The organism is Brevundimonas sp., from assembly GCF_004210735.1.
GTDB lineage: Bacteria > Pseudomonadota > Alphaproteobacteria > Caulobacterales > Caulobacteraceae > Brevundimonas.
On sequence record NZ_SDZL01000008.1, the window covers coordinates 1 to 21,915 of the forward strand.

Annotated in this window: 22 protein-coding genes; 10 read left to right on the plus strand and 12 right to left on the minus strand. The window is 68.8% G+C overall.

Annotated features, from left to right (window positions below; all coding sequences use genetic code 11):
* Positions 1 to 886 (plus strand): DMT family transporter (locus EON91_RS02830; protein ID WP_292091460.1); only part of this gene is annotated, 886 nt, incomplete at its 5' end.
* A 58-nt stretch (positions 887 to 944) separates the two neighbouring features.
* Here the strand turns inward: EON91_RS02830 and EON91_RS02835 are convergent.
* On the minus strand, positions 945 to 1,511 hold the full coding sequence (locus tag EON91_RS02835; protein ID WP_292091462.1) for a DUF3035 domain-containing protein: 567 nt from the start codon (positions 1,509 to 1,511) through the stop codon (positions 945 to 947).
* A 63-nt stretch (positions 1,512 to 1,574) separates the two neighbouring features.
* Positions 1,575 to 2,102: a signal peptidase II gene (gene lspA, locus EON91_RS02840; RefSeq protein WP_292091463.1), complete on the minus strand. Its 528-nt coding sequence runs from the start codon at positions 2,100 to 2,102 to the stop codon at positions 1,575 to 1,577.
* 287 nt (positions 2,103 to 2,389) lie between these two features.
* On the opposite strand from lspA, the gene EON91_RS02845 reads away from it, so the two are divergent.
* The 3 genes from EON91_RS02845 to EON91_RS02855 are packed head-to-tail and all read left to right on the plus strand — an operon-like array spanning position 2,390 to position 4,735.
* On the plus strand, positions 2,390 to 3,271 hold the full coding sequence (locus EON91_RS02845) for a TIGR01459 family HAD-type hydrolase (protein ID WP_292091464.1): 882 nt from the start codon (positions 2,390 to 2,392) through the stop codon (positions 3,269 to 3,271).
* Positions 3,272 to 3,318: 47 nt separating this feature from the next.
* Positions 3,319 to 3,765, plus strand: coding sequence for a MaoC family dehydratase (locus EON91_RS02850; RefSeq protein WP_292091545.1), 447 nt, complete (start codon positions 3,319 to 3,321; stop codon positions 3,763 to 3,765).
* A 7-nt stretch (positions 3,766 to 3,772) separates the two neighbouring features.
* Positions 3,773 to 4,735 (plus strand): bifunctional riboflavin kinase/FAD synthetase, encoded by a 963-nt coding sequence (locus EON91_RS02855; protein ID WP_292091465.1) that lies wholly within the window; start codon positions 3,773 to 3,775, stop codon positions 4,733 to 4,735.
* Positions 4,736 to 4,902: 167 nt separating this feature from the next.
* Here EON91_RS02855 and EON91_RS02860 read toward each other — a convergent pair whose 3' ends face one another.
* A complete protein-coding gene (locus EON91_RS02860; protein ID WP_292091466.1) occupies positions 4,903 to 5,109 on the minus strand; it encodes a hypothetical protein in 207 nt (68 codons plus the stop codon).
* A gap of 368 nt (positions 5,110 to 5,477) precedes the next feature.
* Here EON91_RS02860 and ileS point away from each other — a divergent pair, with 368 nt between their 5' ends.
* Positions 5,478 to 8,465, plus strand: a complete 2,988-nt coding sequence (gene ileS, locus EON91_RS02865) for an isoleucine--tRNA ligase (protein WP_292091467.1) — start codon at positions 5,478 to 5,480, stop codon at positions 8,463 to 8,465.
* Between the two features lie 156 nt (positions 8,466 to 8,621).
* On the opposite strand, the gene EON91_RS02870 is transcribed toward ileS, so the two are convergent.
* Positions 8,622 to 9,896 (minus strand): EAL domain-containing protein, encoded by a 1,275-nt coding sequence (locus tag EON91_RS02870; protein WP_292091468.1) that lies wholly within the window; start codon positions 9,894 to 9,896, stop codon positions 8,622 to 8,624.
* A gap of 108 nt (positions 9,897 to 10,004) precedes the next feature.
* Here EON91_RS02870 and EON91_RS02875 point away from each other — a divergent pair, with 108 nt between their 5' ends.
* Both EON91_RS02875 and EON91_RS02880 read left to right on the plus strand, forming a co-directional pair.
* On the plus strand, positions 10,005 to 10,775 hold the full coding sequence (locus EON91_RS02875; RefSeq protein WP_292091469.1) for an SDR family oxidoreductase: 771 nt from the start codon (positions 10,005 to 10,007) through the stop codon (positions 10,773 to 10,775).
* The gene (locus tag EON91_RS02880) at positions 10,765 to 11,697 is read left to right on the plus strand and encodes a lipid A biosynthesis acyltransferase (protein WP_292091472.1); all 933 of its coding nucleotides are present in this window, start codon (positions 10,765 to 10,767) and stop codon (positions 11,695 to 11,697) included. Before EON91_RS02875 ends, EON91_RS02880 begins: the two co-directional genes overlap by 11 nt.
* On the opposite strand, the gene EON91_RS02885 is transcribed toward EON91_RS02880, so the two are convergent.
* From EON91_RS02885 to xseA, 3 genes are read right to left on the minus strand one after another with little or no spacing between them, the layout of a single operon-like run.
* The gene (locus EON91_RS02885) at positions 11,667 to 12,179 is read right to left on the minus strand and encodes a response regulator (RefSeq protein WP_292091473.1); all 513 of its coding nucleotides are present in this window, start codon (positions 12,177 to 12,179) and stop codon (positions 11,667 to 11,669) included. The genes EON91_RS02880 and EON91_RS02885 overlap by 31 nt on opposite strands.
* Before the next feature lie 57 nt (positions 12,180 to 12,236).
* Positions 12,237 to 12,425, minus strand: a complete 189-nt coding sequence (locus tag EON91_RS02890; RefSeq protein ID WP_292091474.1) for a DUF2093 domain-containing protein — start codon at positions 12,423 to 12,425, stop codon at positions 12,237 to 12,239.
* 7 nt (positions 12,426 to 12,432) lie between these two features.
* Positions 12,433 to 14,055: an exodeoxyribonuclease VII large subunit gene (gene xseA / locus EON91_RS02895; RefSeq protein ID WP_292091476.1), complete on the minus strand. Its 1,623-nt coding sequence runs from the start codon at positions 14,053 to 14,055 to the stop codon at positions 12,433 to 12,435.
* A 64-nt stretch (positions 14,056 to 14,119) separates the two neighbouring features.
* Here xseA and EON91_RS02900 point away from each other — a divergent pair, with 64 nt between their 5' ends.
* The 3 genes from EON91_RS02900 to purD are packed head-to-tail and all read left to right on the plus strand — an operon-like array spanning position 14,120 to position 16,064.
* Positions 14,120 to 14,281, plus strand: a complete 162-nt coding sequence (locus EON91_RS02900) for a hypothetical protein (RefSeq protein ID WP_292091477.1) — start codon at positions 14,120 to 14,122, stop codon at positions 14,279 to 14,281.
* 16 nt (positions 14,282 to 14,297) lie between these two features.
* Positions 14,298 to 14,738: a PRC-barrel domain-containing protein gene (locus EON91_RS02905; protein ID WP_292091478.1), complete on the plus strand. Its 441-nt coding sequence runs from the start codon at positions 14,298 to 14,300 to the stop codon at positions 14,736 to 14,738.
* 48 nt (positions 14,739 to 14,786) lie between these two features.
* A complete protein-coding gene (gene purD, locus EON91_RS02910; RefSeq protein ID WP_292091479.1) occupies positions 14,787 to 16,064 on the plus strand; it encodes a phosphoribosylamine--glycine ligase in 1,278 nt (425 codons plus the stop codon).
* Between the two features lie 7 nt (positions 16,065 to 16,071).
* Here purD and EON91_RS02915 read toward each other — a convergent pair whose 3' ends face one another.
* From EON91_RS02915 to EON91_RS02935, 5 genes are all read right to left on the minus strand, one after another.
* Positions 16,072 to 16,761, minus strand: coding sequence for a murein L,D-transpeptidase catalytic domain-containing protein (locus tag EON91_RS02915; protein ID WP_292091480.1), 690 nt, complete (start codon positions 16,759 to 16,761; stop codon positions 16,072 to 16,074).
* Positions 16,762 to 17,051: 290 nt separating this feature from the next.
* Positions 17,052 to 18,068 (minus strand): tetraacyldisaccharide 4'-kinase, encoded by a 1,017-nt coding sequence (lpxK, locus tag EON91_RS02920; RefSeq protein WP_292091482.1) that lies wholly within the window; start codon positions 18,066 to 18,068, stop codon positions 17,052 to 17,054.
* Positions 18,065 to 19,378, minus strand: coding sequence for a 3-deoxy-D-manno-octulosonic acid transferase (locus tag EON91_RS02925; protein WP_292091483.1), 1,314 nt, complete (start codon positions 19,376 to 19,378; stop codon positions 18,065 to 18,067). The genes lpxK and EON91_RS02925 overlap by 4 nt, the downstream gene beginning before the upstream one ends.
* Complete coding sequence (locus EON91_RS02930) at positions 19,371 to 20,054, minus strand: lysophospholipid acyltransferase family protein (RefSeq protein WP_292091484.1); 684 nt, start codon at positions 20,052 to 20,054, stop codon at positions 19,371 to 19,373. The genes EON91_RS02925 and EON91_RS02930 overlap by 8 nt, the downstream gene beginning before the upstream one ends.
* Positions 20,051 to 21,892: an ABC transporter ATP-binding protein gene (locus EON91_RS02935; protein ID WP_292091485.1), complete on the minus strand. Its 1,842-nt coding sequence runs from the start codon at positions 21,890 to 21,892 to the stop codon at positions 20,051 to 20,053. The genes EON91_RS02930 and EON91_RS02935 overlap by 4 nt, the downstream gene beginning before the upstream one ends.
* Positions 21,893 to 21,915: the final 23 nt, after the last annotated feature.

The following is a 21,915-nucleotide window of genomic DNA, read 5'->3' on the forward strand; positions in this document are numbered from 1 at the left end:
ACCCCACCGCCTGACCTCGCTGGAGATCGCGGCCATCATTGCGGTGGTCGTGATCTGGGGCGTGAACAACGCCGGGGCCAAGGTGGCGACCGAGGTGATGTCGCCGCTGCTGGTGGCGACGCTGCGGTTCGCCATAGCCGCCGCCTGTCTGGTGTGGTTTGTGCGGCCGCCGTTTCCGAACTGGAGGAGCCTGCTGATCATCGTGCTGGTGGGCGGGCCGCTGCACTATGGCCTGATCTACACGGCCTTCTGGCTGGCGCGGGACGTCAGCCCGGTGTCGGTGGCGTCGCAACTGTGGATCCCCTTCACCACCCTGTTCGCCTTCGTCCTGCTGGGCGAGCGCCTGTCGAAGGCGGCGCTGGCGGGGATGGGGCTGGCCTTCCTGGGCGTGGCCTGGATGGCGTTGGACCCGCATGCACTCGAGGACTGGAAGGGCATCCTGCTGGGCGCCTGCGCAGGGGCGGCGTGGGCGCTGGTGACGGTCATCGCGCGGCGCACGACCTCGATTCCGCCACTGAAGATGCAGGGCCTGCTGGCGCTGACGGCCTTGCCGACGCTGGCGGCGGCCTCGGTCCTGTTCGAGGACGGGCAGGCGGCGCAGATGACGGCGGCGACGCCGCTGGTGTGGTCGACCGTGGTGTGGGCGGGGCTGGTGTCGTCGGTGTTGGCGACCAGCCTGGTGTTCTGGCTGGTGCAGCGGCGCGAGGCGGGGCGGGTGACGCCCTATCTGCTGGCCGCGCCCGTGGTGTCCATGGCCATCGGCTGGGGCTTCATGGGCGATGTGCTGACGCCGCAGATCCTGTTCGGCGCGGCCATGACCATGGCCGGCGTGGCGGCGGTGGCCCTGGCCGAGCGTGGCCTGAGGGCAGGGGCGGCCAAGGGTTGAAACGCAAACGGCCCGAACGCGAGGTCCGGGCCGTTCCGACATAGGGTGAAGAAGTGGCCTAGAGGCCCGGCAGCTTGAAGCGGCTCTCGCGACGCGGGGTCACGGTGATCTGACCGTTGCCGGTCAGGGCGCGCAGGCGCTCCTGTTCCGAGGCGGCGTCGATGGTCAGGGCGCCCTCGGCGGTCTGGCTGGTGGTGGCGGTCTGGGTCGAGGGATCGTCCTTGCGCCAGAACATCAGACGCTGGGCGAAGCCTTCTTCTTTATGGGCCAGGTCGCCGAACTCGTCATCGACGACATAGCGGGCCAGCGGGTCGGCGCGCTCGGCGCCGGCGATGGCGACCAGGGCCTGTTCACCATCGGTGCGGGTCACAGCCTGGCGTTGGCCCAGCAGGATCTGGCGAGCGGCGCTTTCAGGGGCAAGCTCCTGCGGACGCGGGGCGCCGGGCGACGGCGGGCGCAGGCCGTATTCCGGCGGGACGGTCAGCGGGGCGGTTGAGACGGTCAGGAATTCGTCAGGCGTGACCTTGGTCAGGCCGATGGCCTGGCGCTGGCTGGTGCTGCACGCGGCGGCCGAAAGGGCCGAGGCGACGACGAGGGTCAGGACGGCGGCACGACGAATTCGCATGGTGTTCAGTTCGACTCCGGGGGCGCGCCACGGCGCACTCTGGATAGAGGTTTGACTGTCTGATTACGACTTTTCGGGGGCCGCGCCAACCGCCTCACGGCGTTCTGACAGGAAGCTGTCCAGTATCAACAGAACCACACCGATCGAGATGGCGGCGTCGGCGATGTTGAACACCCAGGGGAAAATCCCGGTGCCCGAGAAATCCAGGAAATCGACCACATAGCCGAAGCGGATCCGGTCGATAACATTGCCCAAGGCGCCGCCCATGACGAAGCCGATGGCGGTGATCAGCAGCCGGCGGTCCGCCTTCAGCGCCCACCAGCCCAGCACGCACGAGATGATCAGCGAAAAGACCGTCAGTCCCCAGCGCGCCGAACCGCCGCCGAACAGGCCGAAGCTGACGCCGTCGTTGCGCACGAAGCTGATGCGGAAGATCGGCTCGATCACCGTGTGGATCAGATAGCCGGACGGAATCTGGTCCATGTGCGCCACGTCGATGGCGCTGAGCAGCCAGGCCTTGGTCAACTGGTCCAGAACGATGACGACCAGGGCGAAACCGAAGGCGGCGATGGCGAGGCGGAAAATCTTCATGTCAGACGCCGGTTAGCAGGAAGCGGGGCGAGAGGGAAAGGGGCGGGGCGGTTTCTGGCTGTCGCCGCGTGGAAAGCAGACAGGCGCGGGTGAAAAAACTGGGTCTGAATAGTCTGATTAGTCTGAAATCGGGTCGTGACCGCCCGAGATCCACAGGATCGCACAGCCATGGAGAGCGGCAGGCCGATCGTTGCGAGAAAGGCAACGCCTGTTGAAACCGTGAGAGTTTCTGGCGGCGGATGCGTGGGCCGGTTCACCCCGTCGCCGAAGGCCGCTAAGACCGCAGCATGAGCCTTTCCTCCCAGACACCCAAAGCCCTGCCGCATCTGTCCGCCGTCGCAGGCGATTATGACGTTCTGCTCTGCGACGTATGGGGGGTGATCCATAACGGCCGCGAAAGCTGGCCGACGGCCTGTGAGGCGCTGACCCGCTTCAATCAGCAGGGCGGTCATGTGGTGCTGATCTCCAACTCGCCGCGCCCGTCGTCGGATGTGGTGGCGCAACTGGACGGCCTGGGTGTGCCGCGCGAAAGCTGGAAGGCCTTCGTCACGTCGGGCGATGCGACGCGGGCCGAGCTGGCCCGGCGCGCCCCCGGTCCGGTCTGGATCATCGGCCCCGACCGCGACTGGCCGCTGTATGACGGCCTGGGCCTGACCACGGCCGACGGCGCCGCCGGGGCCGCCTTCATCTCGGTCACCGGGCCGCGCGACGACAATGTCGAGACGCCCGAAGACTATCGCGATGTGCTGGCCGCCGGGGCGGAACGCGATCTGGAGCTGATCTGCGCCAACCCCGACCGGGTGGTCCAGCGCGGGGACAAGCTGATCTATTGCGGCGGGTCGTTGGCCGATCTCTACGAATCGCTGGGGGGCCGCGTGGTCATGGCGGGTAAGCCGTTCGGCCCGATCTACGATCTGGCGATCAGGGAGGCGGAGGGTCTGCTGGGCCGCGCGGTGGATCGTTCGCGCGTGCTGTGCATCGGTGACGGCGTGGTGACCGATGTGCTGGGCGCCAACCAGCAGGCGTTGGACTGCCTTTTCATCGCCCAGGGCATCCATGGCGACAAGGCCAAGGGGGTGGACGGCGCGCTGGATCCCGCCCGCGCCGCCGACCTGCTGCACGCCGAAACGACCTATGCCCGCTACGCCGCGCTGGATCTGGTGTGGTGAGGCTCGCCAATTCAGCACACGGCGTCTAAAGCCCCTGCATGACTCAGATCGTCCAGAAGCACCCCTCCGGCGGCTATATCCTTGAAGAGCTGTTCGTCGGCATGACCGCCGAGAAGGCCGTTCATGTCACCGAAGAGCGCATCCGCCTGTTCGCCGAGGCGTCGGACGACTTCAACCCGGTGCATCTGGACGAGGCGTTCGCCGCCAAGACCGCCTATCGCGGGCGCATCGCCCACGGCCTGTTGTCGGCGTCGTTCGGCTCGGCGGTGGTGGGCACCATCCTGCCGGGCGCGGGCGCGATCTATATCTCCCAGACCCTGGCCTTCCACCTGCCGGTGCGGATTGGCGACACGGTCGATATCCGCATCAGCGTCACCGAGGTCGATCAGGAAAGCGCGCGCGTCACCCTGGCCTGCGAGGGCTTTGTCGAGGGCAAGCTGATCATGGACGGCGTGGCCGTCGTCCGCGTCCCGCGCCGCCGCAAGAAGGCCTGACGCCGCCGTGGAGGTGATCCACGACTGGCGGGCCTTGAGCCCGGCGCAAAAGGGCGCCGCCGTCGCGGTTGGCGCCTTTGACGGGGTCCACCGAGGCCATCAGGCCGTCATCGCCGAGGCCAGGGCCGCCGCCGAGCGGCTGGGTGCGCCGCCAGGAGCGCCCGTGGGCGTTGTCACCTTTGACCCGCATCCCCGCCGCCTGTTCCAGCCGGAGGCGGCGCCGTTCCGCCTGATGACGCCGGACCAGATGGCCCGCGCCCTGGCCCCGCTGGGCGTGGATCGCCTGTATCTGATCCCGTTCGACGCCGAGATGGCGGCCATGGGCGATGAAGAGTTCGCCCGCCGCGTGCTGGCCGAAGGGCTGGGCATCGTTCACGCGGCCGTCGGATTCGACTTCACCTTCGGCAAGGGTCGCTCAGGCTCGCCCGAGGCGCTGCGCCGCTATGGCGAGGGGCTGGGCTTTACGGTGTCGGTAACCGAGCGACTGGACGATGCGTCCGGCCTGAAACTGTCGTCCAGCGCGGTGCGAGAGGCGCTGGCCGCCGGCGACATGGACCGCGCCCGCGCCATCCTGGGCCGCCCCTTCGCTATCCAGGGCACGGTGATCCACGGCGACAAGCGCGGCCGCACCATCGGCGTGCCGACGGCCAACATCGCCCTGGGCGACTATATGCGCCCGGCTTACGGCGTTTACGGCACGCGGACACGTCTGCCGGACGGGCGAGTCATCGACGGCGTCGCCAACCTGGGCGTCCGGCCGATGTTCCAGATCGAGCAGCCGCTGCTGGAAGTCTGGCTCTTCGACTTCGACGAAAGCCTGTATGGGCAGGTCGTCGAGACCGAACTGGTCGCCTTCCTGCGGGGAGAGATGGCGTTCGACGGGCTGGAGGCGCTGAAGGTGCAGATCGACACGGATGCAAAGGCGGCGCGGGCGGCGTTGAGTAAGACGTCCGCCGACCCTCTCCCATAGGGAGAGGGAGAACGCGCACGACGGCGCAGCCGTCGTCCTGGCGCGGTCGGGTGAGGGGTTGGAACCTCACCGATTTTGGCGCTGTAACCCCTCACCCTTTCGGCTTGGCGCATCGCTGCGCTCTGCGAGCCTCAAGCCCTCTCCCGCCGGGAGAGGGTCAGAAAGGGCTAAGTCGCCCGCTCCTCCAACGCCCTGATCCGGCGATCCATGTCGGCGACGATGGCTTCCAGACGGGCCTTCTCGGACGCCATGTCGATGGGCGTGCCGTCTTCGTAGGTCAGCTGGGCGCCGCGGGCGATCATGTCCAGGCGGAACAGGGCGGTGGTGCGCGCGTCGCGATAGCGGGCCAGGTGTCTGTCGTCGTCCGTGGTCATGGCGATTCCTTTTAGAGGCGGCCACCTCTCCTCCTTTCGTCATTCTCCGGCAAGCCGCGCAGCGGCGCAGACCGGGTTCTCCGATTAAGTCGGAGAATGACGAAAGAGGTGTGGGCCTTCCGTCCGCCCCTGCGCCCTGCTATCCGGTGCGGTCATGACCGTTCGCGTGATCCGTCCGATTTCGATTAGCCGCCCGGCGTAGCGCCGCAGGGCTGTTTGCCCCGCGCACGTCGGGATGATTTCGGACCGCTTCGCCGAGACGACGGCCCCGCCGATTGACGGGCATGGGCCGCGCGGCGCCTTCACGCTAGACTGACGCTCGACACGCCGCCGCGAACGCGGCGCGCGACAAGACGAAAAGACATTTCATGGCCGACGCCACCGACACCCCCGACGCTGCAACCGGCCGCGACTATCGCGATACGGTCTTCCTGCCCGACACGCCGTTCCCGATGCGGGGGGGGCTGCCGAAGAAGGAGCCGGAGATCCTGGAGCAGTGGGGCGACCTGTATGGAACCTTGCGCAAACTGCGTCAGTCGCAGAAGGCGCCGCTGTATGTCCTGCACGACGGCCCGCCCTATGCAAACGGCGACATCCACATTGGCCATGCGCTGAACAAGACGCTTAAGGACTTCGTCGTCCGGTCGCGTTTCCTGCTGGGCTATGACGTCGACTACGTCCCCGGCTGGGACTGCCACGGCCTGCCGATCGAATGGAAGATCGAGGAGCAGTATCGCGCCAAGGGCCGCCGCAAGGACGAGGTGTCGAAGGAGGAATTCCGCACCGCCTGCCGCGAATATGCGGGCAAGTTCATCGATCTGCAGCGGGACCAGTTCCTGCGCCTGGGCATCACGGGCGACTTCGCCAACCGGTACGCCACCATGGACTTCGCGTCAGAGGCGGCGATCGTGGCCGAGTTCCATCGCTTCAAGAACTCGGGCCAGCTGTATCGCGGGTCAAAGCCCGTCATGTGGTCGCCGGTCGAGCGCACGGCGCTGGCCGACGCCGAGGTCGAGTATCATGACCATGTGTCGCCCACGATCTGGGTGAAATTCCCGGTCGTCGGCGCGACCGACAGCCATCCGGACGACCTGCTGACCTTCCGCGCGGCGACGCCGTCGGTGGTGATCTGGACCACCACGCCGTGGACCATCCCGGCCAACCGCGCCATCAGCTATGGCCCCGACATCGCCTATGGCCTGTACGAGGTCACGGCCATGGAGGAGGGGCTGGAGTTCGAGCCGTGGGCCAAGCCGGGCGACCGCTTCATCATCGCCGACAAGCTGGCCGAGGATGTGTTCAAGGCGGCCAAGGTCGCGGCCTTCACCCGCGTCTATGACATCGACCCGTCGGGGCTGGAGTGCGCCCACCCGCTGGCCGCGCTGGACAGCGGTTACGGCTTCTCGGTGCCGCTGCTGGCGGGCGATCACGTCACCGACGACGCGGGCACGGGCTTTGTGCACACCGCGCCCGGTCACGGCGCCGACGACTATGCCGTCTGGCTAGCCCACGGTCATCGCGAGGTGCCGGACACGGTCGATCCGGACGGCGCCTATTACGACCACGTCCCCTTGTTCGCCGGCCTGAAGGTGCTGGAGACCGAGGGCAAGAAGACCGGCAAATTCGGTCCCGCCAACGGCGCGGTGATGGAAAAGCTGATCGAGGCGGGCGCCCTGCTGGCGCGCGGCCGGATGGAGCATTCCTATCCGCACAGCTGGCGTTCCAAGGCGCCGATCATCTTCCGCAACACGCCGCAGTGGTTCATCCGCATGGATGACCCGCTGGACAATGACGGCACGCTGCGCGACCGGGCGTTGAACGCCATCGACGCCACCGCCTTCCACCCGGCGGGCGGCAAGAACCGCATCCGCAGCATGGTCGAGGGACGGCCCGACTGGCTGATCAGCCGTCAGCGGGCCTGGGGCACGCCGCTGGCCATGTTCGTGGACAAGCAGACCGGCCAGCCGCTGCACGACCCCGAGGTCGACGCCCGTATCGTCGCGGCGGTGGCCAAGGGCGGGGCCGACGTGTGGTTCAGCGCGCCGGACGCCGACTTCCTGGGCGCCCACGATCCGGAGCGGTTCGAGAAGGTGACCGACATCCTGGACGTCTGGTTCGACAGCGGCTCGACCCACGCCTTTACGCTGGAGGCGCGCGATCCGGCCAAGGGATACACCGGCGACCGCCCGTCGCACTGGCCGGCGGACCTGTATCTGGAAGGGTCGGACCAGCATCGCGGCTGGTTCCAGTCGTCGCTGCTGGAAGGTTGCGGCACGCGCGGTCGGGCGCCCTACGACGCCGTCCTGACCCACGGCTTCACGCTGGACGAGAACGGCGAGAAGATGTCCAAGTCCAAGGGTAACACCGTGGACCCGGCGACGGTCATCAAGGAGTCGGGCGCCGATATCCTGCGCCTGTGGGTCGCCCTGGTCGATTATTCGGACGACCAGCGCATCGGCAAGCAGATCCTGCAGACCACGGTCGACGCCTATCGCAAGCTGAGGAACACGGTCCGCTATCTGCTGGGCGCGCTGAACGGCTTCGACGAGGCCGAGCGCCTGACCGACTATGCGCAGTTCCCGCCGCTGGAAAAATTCATCCTGCACCGCCTGTGGGAACTGGATGCACAGGTGCGTCAGGCCTACGCCGAATACCGCTTCCAGGACGTGGTGCGGCCGGTGCTGGAGTTCTGCTCCGGCGACCTGTCGGCGCTGTATTTCGACATCCGCAAGGACAGCCTGTACTGCGACCGCGCCGACAGCGTGAAGCGCCGCGCCGTCCGCACCGTCATGGACGAAGTGTTCATGCGCCTGACCGCCTGGCTGGCGCCGCTGACCCCGTTCACCATGGACGAGGCGTGGACGACGCGCTTCCCCGACGCGGGCACCAACTGTGCCCGGGTGATCCCGGAGACGCCCGGTGAATGGGAAAGCGATACGGCTGCCTTCTCTTGGCGCCGACATTCCGAAGTGCGATCTGCAATCATGGGCGCATTGGAAAAAGCCCGCACTGAAAAGCTAATCGGATCGAGCCTTGAGGCTTGGCCTGTAGTTTATCTAGATCGCTCTGCCGCAGGGTTCAGTGAAGCTGCGGACCCCCGTACGTGGTTTGCAGACGAGCAAGATGCCGCCGATTTCTTTATCGTAAGCGGGATTGAATTCAGAGATGGCGAAGGTCCGTTCGAAGCCTTCCGTCATCCGGATGCCCCGTTTGTGGCTGTCGCATTTGCTAAATCTTCGCACCCCAAATGCGCCCGCTCGTGGCGGCGGGTGCCGGACGTCGGTTCGGATCCGGACTATCCGGAGCTGTCGGCGCGTGACGCCGACGCGGTGCGGTGGATGGAGTCGCACCGCTGAATCCTTCTCCCCTTGGGGGAGAAGGTGGGCGCCGGAGGCGCTCGGATGAGGGGTCTCTGTCGCCGTGCGGGACGTTTGATGATGAGTGTGAGGCCGACGGCCCCCTCATCCGTCTTGCTCCGCAAGCCACCTTCTCCCCCGAGGGGAGAAGGACTCTTAGTGCCTGCGACGCTTCTCTGCCGACTTCAGCGTGGTGCGCAGGAATTCGGCGGGGGGGTCGGTTTCGGCCAGGACCTGTTCCTTGATGGCGCGGGGCTCGCCGAAGAGGTGGCCCTGGCCCATGGCGACGTCCAGTTCGAGGATGTCGACGATCTGGCGTTCGGTCTCGACCTTTTCGGCGATGACCTCGACCCCATAGCGACGGGTCAGGCCGGCGAAGTCGGCGGCGCGGATGTCGGGCAGGCTGGTCAGCGGGGCGCCGCCGTCCAGATCCAGCAACTGTTCGATCAGCAGCTCGGCCGACACCTTGAGGAAACGCACGTCCGAGCGCTGCAGGTCGGCGAAGTCGAGGTCCAGGGTCTGGACCTTGTCGATCGAGAAGCGGAAGCCCAGGTCGGCCAGCTTGGCCATGTTGCGGGCCTCGATCGCGCCGCGCGCGTCGAACGCCGCCTGGCCCAGTTCGAAGATCAGCGCCTGGTTCAGGTCGCGGTTTTCGCTCAGGAAATCGAGGAACTGCGGGAAGAAGGTCTCGTCCGCCAGCGAGGACAGGGAGACGTTGCAGAACACCCCGACCTTGCGATCCTGACGCGCCAGACGGCGCACGATCTGGGCGCAGCGGAAAAGCAGCAGGTTGTCGATGGCGGGCACCAGACCCTCGCCCTCGGCGATGGACAGGTATTCGGCCGGCATCAGCACCCGGTCGCCCGCGTCGCGCAGGCGGGTGAAGCTTTCGTAGAAGATGGTGCGGCGCTGAGGCAGGCTGACGACCGGCTGCAGATACAGGTCGACGCGGTTTTCGCTGAGGGCGTCGTGGACGGTTTGTAGCAAGGCGTTCGACTGATGGATGCGCCGGGCCTCGAAGCTGTTGGCCGGGGGCATGACGGCGGCGGTGGTCAGCCGTTCGTCGATGCTGTCGCTCATCTGCTGGACCAGGGATTCCAGCATCCGCACCTCGCCCGACAGGGCCTCGGTCGTGGACAGGGCGCCGGTCTCGATCGCCTGAGCCAGTTCGGTCAGGGCACCTTGGGTCGATTCCATCGCGTCGGCCAGCAGGCGATGCGCCTCGCGGACCTGATCGATCTCGCGTTTCAGCGCGCGGCGCTCGGACGACCCGGTGACGAAGACGTGCAGGGTCGCCAGCAGGGCGAAGCCGCCCAGGCCCGCCGCCACGCCCGCACCGGCGCCCAGACCCGCGCGCCAGATGAAGGCGCCGACGGTCATCGCCATGAACAGATAGGCGAAGAACAGGAAGCCGGAGGTAATCTTGCGCATCGGTACGGTTCGAGCCGCCTTCCCGGATGGAATCGCCTGAGTATCAGGGTATCAGAGCACAACGGCTAGGGTCCGCGGGAAGAAACGGACCGTAAAGGAGGTTAACGCATGGAATTGTTCGACCTGACCGGCAAGGTCGCTGTGATCACGGGCTCGTCGCGGGGCATTGGCAAGGCCATTGCAGAGCGCCTGGCCGAGCACGGCGCCCGCGTTGTCATCTCCTCGCGCAAGGCCGGACCATGCGAAGAGGTCGCCGCCGAGATCAACGGTAAGTATGGGGCGGATCGCGCCATCGCCGTGACCGCCAACATCGCGTCGAAAGAGGACCTGCAACGGCTGGTCGATGAGACGATGAAGGCCTGGGGCCGGATCGACGTGCTGGTCTGCAACGCCGCGACCAACCCCTATGCCGGGCCGATGGGCGGCATCAACGACGAGCAGTTCGGCAAGATCCTGCAGAACAATGTGGTGTCGAACCACTGGCTGATCCAGATGGTCGCGCCGCAGATGCTGGAGCGGAAAGACGGGTCGATCATCATCGTCTCGTCGATCGGCGGCCTGCGCGGCAACGCCCTGATCGGGGCCTACAATATCTCCAAGGCGGCGGACATGCAGCTGGCGCGCAATCTGGCGGTCGAATGGGGCGCGCAGGGGGTGCGGGTGAACTGCATCGCGCCGGGCCTGGTCCAGACCGACTTCGCCAAATACCTGTGGGAGAACCCCGAACTGCTGAAACAGGTGACCGAGCCGGCGCCGCTGAAGCGGATCGGCCAGCCGGACGAGATGGCCGGGGCGGCCGTCTATCTGGCGTCCAGGGCGTCGTCCTACATGACCGGGCAGACGCTGGTGGTGGACGGCGGGATCACCATTGCCTGGTGACGGCAAAAAGCACGGACTGGGCCAGGACATCGCCTGGCGGTTGGAAGCGGTCGGCTTTTCCGGGCTGATCGCGGTGCTGCGTCTGCTGGGGTTGGACCGGGCGTCGGCGCTGGGCGGCTGGCTGCTGAAGACGCTGGGGCCGCTGACCGGGACGCACAGGACGGTCATGCGCAACCTGCGCATCGCCTTTCCCGACATGGCGGCGGATGAGCGCGAGCGGCTGGCCGTCGATCAATGGGAACAGACGGGCCGCACATTCGCCGAAACGGCGCTGATGGACCGGCTGACGCCGGCGTCGGGCCGGGTCGAGATCGTCGGCGCCGAGCGGTTCGAGGCGATCCGCGCGTCGGGCAAGCCGGTGGTGTTCGTCACGGGCCATATGGCGAATTTCGAGGTCATGGCCTCGGCCATCCTGAGCGCCGGGATCCGGTGCCAGATCACCTATCGCCCCACCAACAACCCCTATGTCGACGCCATCATTCGCCGGAATCGGGCGCGCTATGGGGTCGAGCTGTTCGCCCCCAAGGGCAGCGACGGGGCCAGGGAGCTGCTGGTCGGATTGCAGCGCGGCGAGTCTGCGGCCCTGATGAACGACCAGAAATTCTCGGAAGGACCCGAGGTGATGTTCTTTGGGCAGCCGGTGAACGCCGCGCCGGGGCCGACGCGGCTGGCCATGCGATTTGGAACGGTGTTGCAGCCGCTGTCGGTAGTGCGGCTGGACGGGGCGCGGTTCCGTCTGACGGTGCACGAGCCGATCACCCCGCCCTCGACCGGCCATCGGACGGCCGACATCGCGGCCGGCGTGCAGGCGGTCACCACATTCGTCGAGGAGCGGGTGCGTGAACGGCCGGTGGACTGGTTCTGGGTCCACAAGCGCTGGCCGGACAAGGTTTACCGGGCGCTGGAGTCCGCCGAGACCTGATCGGTGACACGCCGGAACGGCCCGGTATAGCCGACCGAGTCGCGGCGTCGGCGACAGGGGCCGAAATAGCTGTCGGTGCGCACGAAGGGGCGGGGGTGGAAGATCACCGCCTGCATCCGCTGCAGCAGGGCGCGCGGGGTGATCGGCTTGACCATGAATTCGGTGACGCCCGCATCCCGCGCCTCGGTCACGCGGGCGCGTTCGGCGTGGCCGGTCATCATGATGATCGGCAGATAGGGATTGGGACTGTCGCCGGCGGTGCGCACCAGCCGCGTGAACTCGACCCCGTTCAGGGGCGTCATGTTGAAATCGACGATGACCAGGTCGGCCGGCGCCTCGCGCAGGCTCTGCAAGGCTGCGGCGCCGTCCTCGACCTCGCGAATGCCGCGCACGCCTGCGGATTGCAGGATCGCCGCCGTGATCGCCCGCATGTGGGCGTTGTCATCGACGAGCAGGACCTGAAGCGACTGAAGGGCGGACATTGAGGAAACCGGACGGAAAGCTTGCGGCCTTGTAGGGGCCAAAGGGGCGGGGGTCCATCAGCGCGCGAGCCGCGCCAAGAGTTCCGTTGGACCGAGATACGGTTCCTGTAGCTCCACCGACCAGTAGCGCAGGGCGGGCAGGGGGATTTCGACGCCGCTGATTACGCAACGAACGAAGCGTCCGGCCTTCAGCACCGCAAACTCGCCGTCGCCATAATGCAGCACGGCCTCGACAGGGTCGGTCATGGACGTCTCAGAACAGGTCGCCCTGGCCGGGGGCGGTGGGCTTTGGGCGAGATGCAGGGCGCGGAGTGGTTGGGGCGGCGGCCGCAGGGCGCGCGGGGGTCCCGTCGCCGTCGATCATCGCGCCGCGCGCGCCGTCGGGGAAGACGATGCTTACGGCCTGGCCGGGCGACAGGGCGGCGGCCGCCGTGATCCATCCCCCGTCCGCATCCTCGACCCGGGCGAACCCGGGCTTGGGCCGGGCGGGATCCAGACTGGCCAGGGCGCGGGCCAGGGCGGCGAGGCGGTCCCGGTCCTTTTCAAGACGCCGAGGGACGACGGCGTCGAGGCGCGCGGCCAGCCCCTCAAGCCGCGACTGGCGCTGGTCCAGGCGGTGATGCAGGGGCGCTGGCGACAGGCGGCCGGAGACCTGCAGCAGGCGGCGCTCGTGCCGGGCGACGCCGGCCTGAAGTGCGGCGCCCAGCCGGTCGCCGGCGCCGCGTAGCCGGTCCTGGCCCCGTTCCAGCCGCGCGCGCAGCAGGCCGGGCGTCAGCCGGCCGGCGGCGACGGCCAGATGCCGCTCATGCAGGGCGACGTTGCGTTGCAGGCCCGAGCCCAGACGGCTGGCGACGTGGTCCAGCCGTTGCTGCGGCAGGGCCAGCAGATCCTCGGGCCGAGCGGGCAGGCCGCGGGCGGTGGCGCGCAGGCGGGTGCGGCGGTCCTCGATCAAGCGGCCGCCGGCGTGGATTAGCCGCCGATCCAGATCGGACAGGGCGTAGCGCAGGTCGGCCAGCACGGGGGTGGCGATCTCGGCCGCGCCGGTCGGGGTGGGCGCGCGCCGGTCCGAGACGAAGTCGATCAGGGTGGTGTCCGTCTCGTGCCCCACGGCCGAGATGATCGGGATACGGGCTTCGGCCACCACGCGGGCCAGACCCTCGTCGTTGAAACACCACAGGTCCTCGACCGAGCCGCCGCCGCGCGCGACGATCAGCAGGTCGGGGCGCGGGACCGGGCCGCCGGTCGCGGGCAGGGCGTCGAAGCCCCGGATGGCGGTCGAGATCTGGCCGCAGGCGGCGTCGCCTTGCACCACTACGGGCCAGACGATGACATGGCAGGGCCAGCGTTCGGCGATGCGATGCAGGATGTCGCGGATCACCGCGCCGGTCGGGCTGGTGATCACGCCGATCACGGCCGGGAAGGCGGGCAGGGGCTTCTTGCGCGACGGCTCGAACAGGCCCTCGCCGCGCAGCCGCTCCTTGAGCCGCTCCAGCTGGGCCAGCAGGGCGCCGGCGCCGGCGGGCTCCATCGTCTCGATGACGATCTGATAGCTGGAGCGGGCCGGGTAGGAGGTGATCTTGCCGGTGACGATGACCTCAAGTCCCGCCTCGGGCTGGGCGCCCAGGCCGCGGACCTGACCCTTCCAGACCACGCCGTCGATAGCGGCCTTGTCGTCCTTGAGCGTCAGATAGACGTGGCCCGAGGCGTGGCGATTGACCTTGGAAATCTCGCCCCGCAGCCGGACGTGGCCGAACCGGTCCTCGAGCGTGCGTTTCAGCGCGAACGACAGTTCCGAGATCGACAGCGGCGGATTGTTGTCGCGCGCGGCGGCGGGCGCCTCGGCCGGGCCCTCGAACACATAGGAGTCGTCGCTCATGACGTGATCCTAGCGCGGGTTGTCGCAGGCGGGAACGGTGACGAGCCGCGCTCGTTGCCTTTGCATGTCACCCGAGCCGCCGATCATTGATCCTGACGAGCGCAGTCCCGAGGACGAAGCGTTGTCGCGGCGCAGCAACAACCCGACGATCAGCCCCTGGCTGGTGATCGGGGCGCTGATCCTGCTGGGCGTGGTGATCTATGTGGCCTCGGCCGTCCTGACGTGAATCCGTGGAGATTTTGATGAACCGTATCGCCCTTGTCGCCGCCCTGTCGGCCGCCGCCCTGACCGCCGCCGCCTGTTCGGATACGACTGACGATGTGGTGCAGGCGCCGGCCGCAGGCGAGGCCCCGGCCCCGGTCAGCGAGACCCGCGCCGACACCGCCACAACCCGGACCGCCGTCGCCATGGGCATGACACGCCAGCAGTTGGAGGACGCCGATATCCTGTCCTCGACCAACACCAAACTGGGCGAGGTCGACACCCTGGTGCTGGACCCGGCGGGCAAGGCGACGCACATCGTGGTCGAGCTGGAAGGGCCGGGCGATCCCAAGGTCGTCGTGCCGATCGACCAGTTGCGCTCCATCGCCCGGAACAGCGGCGCGGACGTGGACCTGACCACCAATCTGACGGCCGCCCAGTTGCAGGCGTTGCCGGCCTGGACGCCGAACGCAGCGCGCTAACCTTTTCCACGCCTTGACCCCGGGCGTCTGCGCGGTCATTCCGCCCGGATGAACATCCTCCTCGTCGGTTCGGGAGGGCGCGAGCACGCCCTCGCCTGGAAGATCGCCCAGTCACCGCTGGTAAAGCGGCTCGTCATCGCGCCCGGCAACCCCGGCATGGCGCGGCTGGGGGAGTTGCGCACCGATCTGAAGGCGACGGATGCCGAAGGCCTGACGGCGTTGGCGCGGGACATTCGTGCGGACCTGGTCGTGGTCGGCCCCGAAACGGCGCTGGAGCAGGGGCTGGCCGACCGGTTGGCGGCGGCGAACATCCCGTGCTTCGGTCCTACGAAGAAGGCGGCCCAGCTGGAGACCTCCAAGGCCTTCTCCAAGGCTTTTCTGGAGCGGCACGACATTCCGACCGCCGGTTATGGCGTCTATGAGCGGGTCGACGAGGCCAAGGCTGCGCTGGACGTGTTCAAGCCGCCTTATGTGATCAAGGCCGATGGCCTGGCGGCGGGCAAGGGCGTGGCCATCAGCCCCGACCGCGCCGACGCCGAGGCCGAGATCGAGCGGATGCTGGGCGGCCGTTTCGGCTCGGCAGCATCGCGCGTCGTGATCGAGGAGTTCATGGACGGCGAGGAGGGCTCGCTGTTCGCCCTGTGCGACGGGAAACAGGCGCTGCTGTTCGGCGGGGCGCAGGACCACAAGCGCGCCTTCGACGGCGACCTGGGCCCCAATACGGGCGGGATGGGCTCGTACTCGCCTGCGCCGGTGTTCACGCCCGACTTCGTCAAACAAGCCAATGACCGCATCGTCCAGCCGACCATGCGCGGCATGCAGGCCGAGGGCGCGCCCTATCGCGGGGTGCTGTACGTCGGCCTGATGGCGACGAGCGAAGGCCCCAAGGTGGTCGAGTTCAACGCCCGCTTCGGTGACCCGGAATGCCAGGTGCTGATGATGCGCTTCGCCGGGGACATAGTGCCCTATCTGCTGGCCTGCGCGCGCGGGGATGTTTCGCGCTTGCCGCCGCCGGAGTTCAAGCCGGGGACGGTGATCTGCGTGGTCATGGCGGCCAAGGGCTATCCCGACAGTCCGCTGGAAGGCTCGACCATTCGCGGCGCGGAACAGGATTTCGGCCCGCACGTCCAGGTCTTCCACGCCGGGACGAAGCGCCGGGACGACGGCACGCTGATCGCGGCGGGCGGCCGGGTGCTGAACATCTGCGCCGAGGGCGCCGACATCACCGAGGCGCGCGAGCGGGCCTATGCCGCCATCCGCCAGATCGACTGGCCCGGCGGCTTCCACCGCTCCGACATCGGCTGGCGGGCGCTGGAGCCCCGCTAAGGGCGCGTCAGGCCGCGGCGAACAGCAGGCGGCCGTCGCCCATGCGTTCGCGCAGGCCGGGCAGATCGGCGTGGGCGACGGAGAAGCAGCCGTAGCTGCGACCCAGCTTGCCCTCACGGGCCAGGAAGTCCGGGTCGGCGTAGTCCGCGCCGTGGATGATGATGGCGCGATCCCGGGCGCGATCGTTGGAGTATTCCAGACCGTCCAGCAGGACGTTGGGCCCTTGCTGCGAACCCCAGCTGGCCCCGGCGGTGGCGAAGGCGCCGACTGACGACATGTGGGAATCAGGCTGGTTGGAGAAGCTCTGGGCGAAGCCGGAGTGGCGCGGGTCGGAGCCTCGGCCGTGGCAGGTACGGAAGGCCGTGACGTCGCCCCTGATCAGGTCGACCTCGTAGAATCGCTCCTCGCCCGAGAATTTCTGGAAGTCGACCAGGTACATGCGGTCGCGATGGGTGATCTTGGCCTTGTGTGTGTCCAGGGCGGCGCGGGCGCGCTCCATCAGATCCTTGCGCACCTTGCCGGTCGGATCGATGGCGGGCACCGGAATATGCGCCACCGTGACGGGCGGCGCCGAGGGCAGGGGCGGGGGCGGAACGACCAGGGCGGTGGTCACGGGCCGGGCCACCTGCGACGCCGATGCGCAACCGGCGACCAGCGCCGCGCCGCCCAGAATGAACCCCCGTCTCGCCAGTCGCATGCCTACGCCCGTTCTTGTTCACCCGATGTAGCGGTTTGTTTCACACCGGGGCCGCGCGGTTCAACCTGCGCCGTGGCTTCCTGAGCCGAAGCGCGGGAGATTGGCCCGGTGACGCTTGGCCCGATGCCGCCGCCGTGATGGGGGCGAAACGGCCGATTGGTGAAGCCACGCTCTGGTCAGTCGTTGATATTGCTAGTCAAATCGGATGACGGGGTTCGATGAGGTGGGGGGCCGTCGGTTCTCAAGCCGCCCCTGGATCGGGAGGTCACAGTCGCGTTACCGGTGGGAACCTATTTCGTTCGACCAACGACGGTTTGCAGCAGGGCCGCGAAAGCCGCTTCGTCGTCGAAGCGGGCCGTGACCGGCCACGACACGGCGCGGTCGCGCCAGTCGGGCGGCAGACGGACCCAGTCCTTTTCCGTGGTGACCAGACCGGCGTCGAAGACGGCGGCGCGGTCGGCCAGCAGCGCCAGATCGGCGGGGGAATAGGCGGCGTGGTCGGGGAAGGGGACGAAGTCGACCAGGTCGCACCCGGCGGCCTTCAACGCCTGTTCGACCTTCCACGGCTTGGCGATGCCGGCGAAGGCGACCAGCGGGCCGGACGGCGGCGGGCCGTCGGGCAGCAGGCGGGCGATGAAGACGGGCCGGTCGCCGAAGGTCGCGACCAGTTCGGAGTCGGCGTCGGGCAGGTCGGCAGGCAGCAGGATCACCACGGCGTCGGCGCGGGCCAACCCGGCCTTCAACGGCTCGCGCATCGGGCCGGAGGGGAAGACCGAGCCGTCGCCGAAGGGCCATTCGTCGTCGCGCGTCTCGCCGTCCACGATGATCAGGCTGAGCGCCTTCTTCAGCGTCGGGTTTTGATGGGCGTCGTCCAGCACCAGAGCCTGAGCCCCGGCGTCTACGGCGGCGCGGGCGCCGGCCAAGCGGTCGCGGGCGATCCAGGCGGGCGACCCCTTGGCCAGCATCAGCGGTTCGTCGCCCACGGCCTCGGCGTCATGGACAGCCAGGTCGACGCGGACGGGACCTTCCAGCCGCCCGCCGTAGCCGCGCGACAGGGCGTGAGCGTCGATCCCCGCGTCCCGAAGCAGGCGCAGGGTCTCGCGCGCGACCGGCGTCTTGCCCGAGCCGCCGACGGTCAGATTGCCGATGGAGATGACGGGCGCGCCCGGATCGACCGGGGCCGCGCGGGCGATGCGGCGGGCGGTGGCGGCGCTCCAGATCCACGAGACGGGTTTGAGCAGCACCCGCGTCATCGGCGCATGGCGGCGATCGCGGCGATACCACCAGCGGGGGGTGGATAGCTTCATGCGCGCCTCCGTGCGGGCGGGGGCAGCAGCGCCGTCAGGGCCGGGGTCAGGCGATCGAGACCCGAGGCGGCCTCGGCGGCGGCGCGGCGCGCACGCTCGCCCATGTCGCGGGCGGCGGCGGGCGCGGTCAACAAGGCGGCGATCACGGCGGGCAGGTCGGCAGGCGCGGCCACACGCGTCATGCCGCCCGCCTCCTCCAGCAGGGCGGCGACGCCGGCCCAGTTGGTGGCGTCGGGGCCACCGATGACCGGCTTGGACAGGCGGGCGGGCTCCAGCGGATTGTGGCCGCCGACGACGGGCAGGCCCAGGGCCGGGGCGAAGGAGCCGCCCATGACCACCACATCGGCCAGCCGCAGGAACAGGCCCAGTTCGCCCAGGGTGTCGGCCAGATACAGGCGGTCGCGCTCGGTCAGCGGTTCGTTCAGGCTGCGCCGCGCCACGTCGTAGCCCGACTGACGCAAGCGTTCGGCGATCAAGGCGCCGCGTTCCGGGTGGCGTGGGACCAGGATCAGCATGGGCGCGCCGGGCAGGGCAGACAGGGCCGCGGCGATGGCCAGTTCTTCGCCTTCGTGCGTGCTGGCGGCGACGATGACGGGGCGGTCGCCGATGCGCGCCGACAGGGCGGCGAAGACGGCCTTGTCATACGGCAAGGGCTCGCCGGACAGTTTCAGGTTCACATGACCGTCCACGCGGGCGCCCATGGCCGTTAGGCGGTCGGCCGAGACCTGATCCTGCGGATAGACGCGGTCGAAGGCGCCGGTCAGGCGGCGAGCCAGGGCGGGAAAGCGGCGCCAGCCCTCGGCGGTTTTTTCGGTGATGCGGGCGCTGACCAGGGCCAGGGCGACGTCGCGCTTCTTCGCCTCCAGCAGCAGGTTGGGCCACAGCTCGCTCTCGACCAGCACGCCCAGCGTAGGCCGCCAGTGGTCCAGGAAGGCAGCGACGGCGCGGGGGCCGTCCACCGGGGCGAACTGGTGGATGACGCCGGGGGGCAGGCGCTGAGCCAGCACGCGGGCCGAGGTCAGGGTGCCGGTGGTGACCAGCACGCTTACGTCGGGCCGATCGCGGCGCAGGCGCTCGGCCAGCGGCAGGATCGACAGAGCCTCGCCGACGCTGACGCCGTGCAGCCAGATCAACGGGCCGTCGGGGCGTTCGGCGCGGGTCAGGCCCAGACGTTCATCGACGCGCTCGGTGTCTTCCTTGCCCTGACGCGCGCGGGCGTCCAGCAGGCGCGGCGCCAGCGGCTCCAGCAGACGTGTCAGCAGGCGATAGGCGGTCAGGGCAGGGCTGAAACCGGCGACCACGTCAGACACGCTCCAGCCCGGTGATTTCGTCGGCGCGGACCTCGGCGGCGGTCAGGCGGTCGGTCCAGTCGCGCACGACGTCGTCCATTGCGGCGCCCTTGGGAAACCAGGCGGCGTCATAGACGATGGCGCCGCGCCCGAACGGCAGGGGCAGGACGGCGCGGTCCCAGCTGTTCAACCGGATCGCCGGCTTGCACGAGACGCCGATAAGCATGGCCGGCGCACCGGACAGTTTGGCCAGCACGGGCAGGCCCTCGGCCATCTGGCGGGCGGGGCCGCGCGGGCCGTCGGGGGTGATGGCCAGGCCGCCCACCTTGAGCTGGCGCAGACCCTCGCGCAGGGCGTGCGAGCCGCCCTTGGCCCGGTCGGCCTTGTCCTTGTTGGCGGACGAGCCGCGAATGGAAGGGAAACCGCGATGGGCCAGGGCCTTGGCGAAGAATTCTCCGTCGGGGCTCAAGGACACCATGGCCCGCGTCGGCGTGCCGTGGGCGGGCCAGGAGGCGGACCCCAGCGCCACCCGCGAGTGCCAGAAGACCACCAGAACGCCGCCGCCCTGTTTCCAGATCGCCTCGGCCGCGTCGCGTCCTTCGTACGTCCAGCGGATGGTGGCGAAGCAGAACCCCATCCACCAGGCCAACAGCCGGGCCAGGAAGGTCTGAACCACCGGATTGCGCAGGGGCCTCATGCGACGGTCGCTATGGAGGAGGCGTCGCCGTCCAGCGACTGTTGCTTGGCCAGGCGGGCGTAGAGGCCGCCCTTCTTGACCAGGGCGGGGTGGTTGCCCTGTTCGACGACGCGGCCGGCGTCGATGACATAGATGCGGTCGGCGTTCTGGACCGTCGACAGGCGGTGGGCGATCAGCAGGGTGGCGCGGCCGGTCATCAGCCGCTCCAGCGCCGCCTGGACCAGGGCCTCGCTCTCGGTGTCCAGGGCGCTGGTCGCCTCGTCCAGCAGCAGGATGGGCGCGTCCTTCAGGAAGGCGCGGGCGATGGCGATGCGCTGGCGCTGGCCGCCGGACAGGCGCAGGCCCGCCTCGCCGACGCGGGTGGCGTAGCCGTCGGGCAAGACCGCGATGAAGTCGTGGGCGGCGGCGGCGCGGGCGGCTTCGACGATCTGTTCGGCGGTGGCCCCGGCGCGGCCATAGGCGATGTTGGCGGCGATGGTGTCGTCGAACAGGAACGGCTCCTGCGTCACCAGGGCGATGCGGTCGCGCAGGTCGTGCAGGCCCAGCTCGCGGATGTCGCGGCCGTTCACCGTCACGGCCCCCGCCGTCACGTCATAGAAGCGCGGCAGCAGGGACAGGATCGTCGACTTGCCGCCGCCGGACGGGCCGACCAGGGCGACCGTTTCGCCCGGTTTCACCGTGATCGACACATCGGTCAGGGTCGGCGCCTGGGCGTCGGCGGAATAGGCGAAGGAGACGTGGTCCAGGGCGACGGTCAGCGGCCCTTCGGGCAGGGGAGCGGGGGCGGCGACCTCGCGAATCTCGGGCTGGATGTCCAGGGCGCCGAACAGGCGGCGTGCCGCGGTCAGGCCCTCGGCCATGACGTTGGCCAGGTTCGTCACCTGACGCAGCGACTGGCCCGCCGCCAGCAACAGGCCGATGAAGGCGGCGAAACCCCCGACCGTCATCTCGCCCGACTGGGCCCGGAAACCCGCATAGGCCATGACGGCGGCGACCACGCCCATGGCGACCAGATCGCTGGACGGTCCGGCGAAGGCGCGGGCGTCGGCGCCCTTGATGATATGGCGCTGGCGGCGGGAAACGACCTCAGCCACGCGGGCTTCCTCGGCCGCCTCGCGGTTCTCGATCTTGATCAGGCGGACGCCGTCCAGATTCTCCATCAGGGCGGTGGAGAGGTTCTCGGTCTCGTGCATGGCGCCCCGCGCGGCCTTGCGCGTCTTGGCGCCAAAGCGGCGCAGGATCAGGGCCACGGCCGGAATGCCCAGCAGCACCACCAGCGTCAGCCGCCAGTCGATGAAGGCCATCGACACGATGACCGCCAGCAGGGTCAGGGCGTGCTGGGTATAGTTGACCACGCCGGTGGTGAAGGCCTCGCGCACCATGTTGGCGTCGAACAGGACGGACGAGACGAAGGCGCCCGAATGCTGGCTGCGCAGCCGGGCCAGGTCGGCGCGGATCATGCCCGCGAACAGCCGCACCTGAATGTCGCCGACGATGCCGTGCCCCAGCCGGTTGACCAGCGCCGCCTGCCCCAGAGAGGCCAGGGTGCGGAACAGCGCCACCGCCACGATGGCCAGGGGGATGAACAGCAGCGCCTTGCCCGGCGGAATGTCGATGACGCCCCACAGGGTCATCGCCGCGTCCTGCTGGACGAACAGGCCGTTGATCGCCGGTTCCAGCAGCTTCAGCAGCAGGGCCGAAAGCCCGCCCGCCAGACCGGCGCACAGCATGGAGACGAACAGCGCGGTCTTGTGCCGCGAAAGATAGTCGCGCCAGATCCGCGCCAGCAGCGGGCGCAGTCGGTCGTCGGTTCGCGCGGCGGGCGTGGCGTCGGTCATCGGCTCTCGGTCGGACGGTGGAG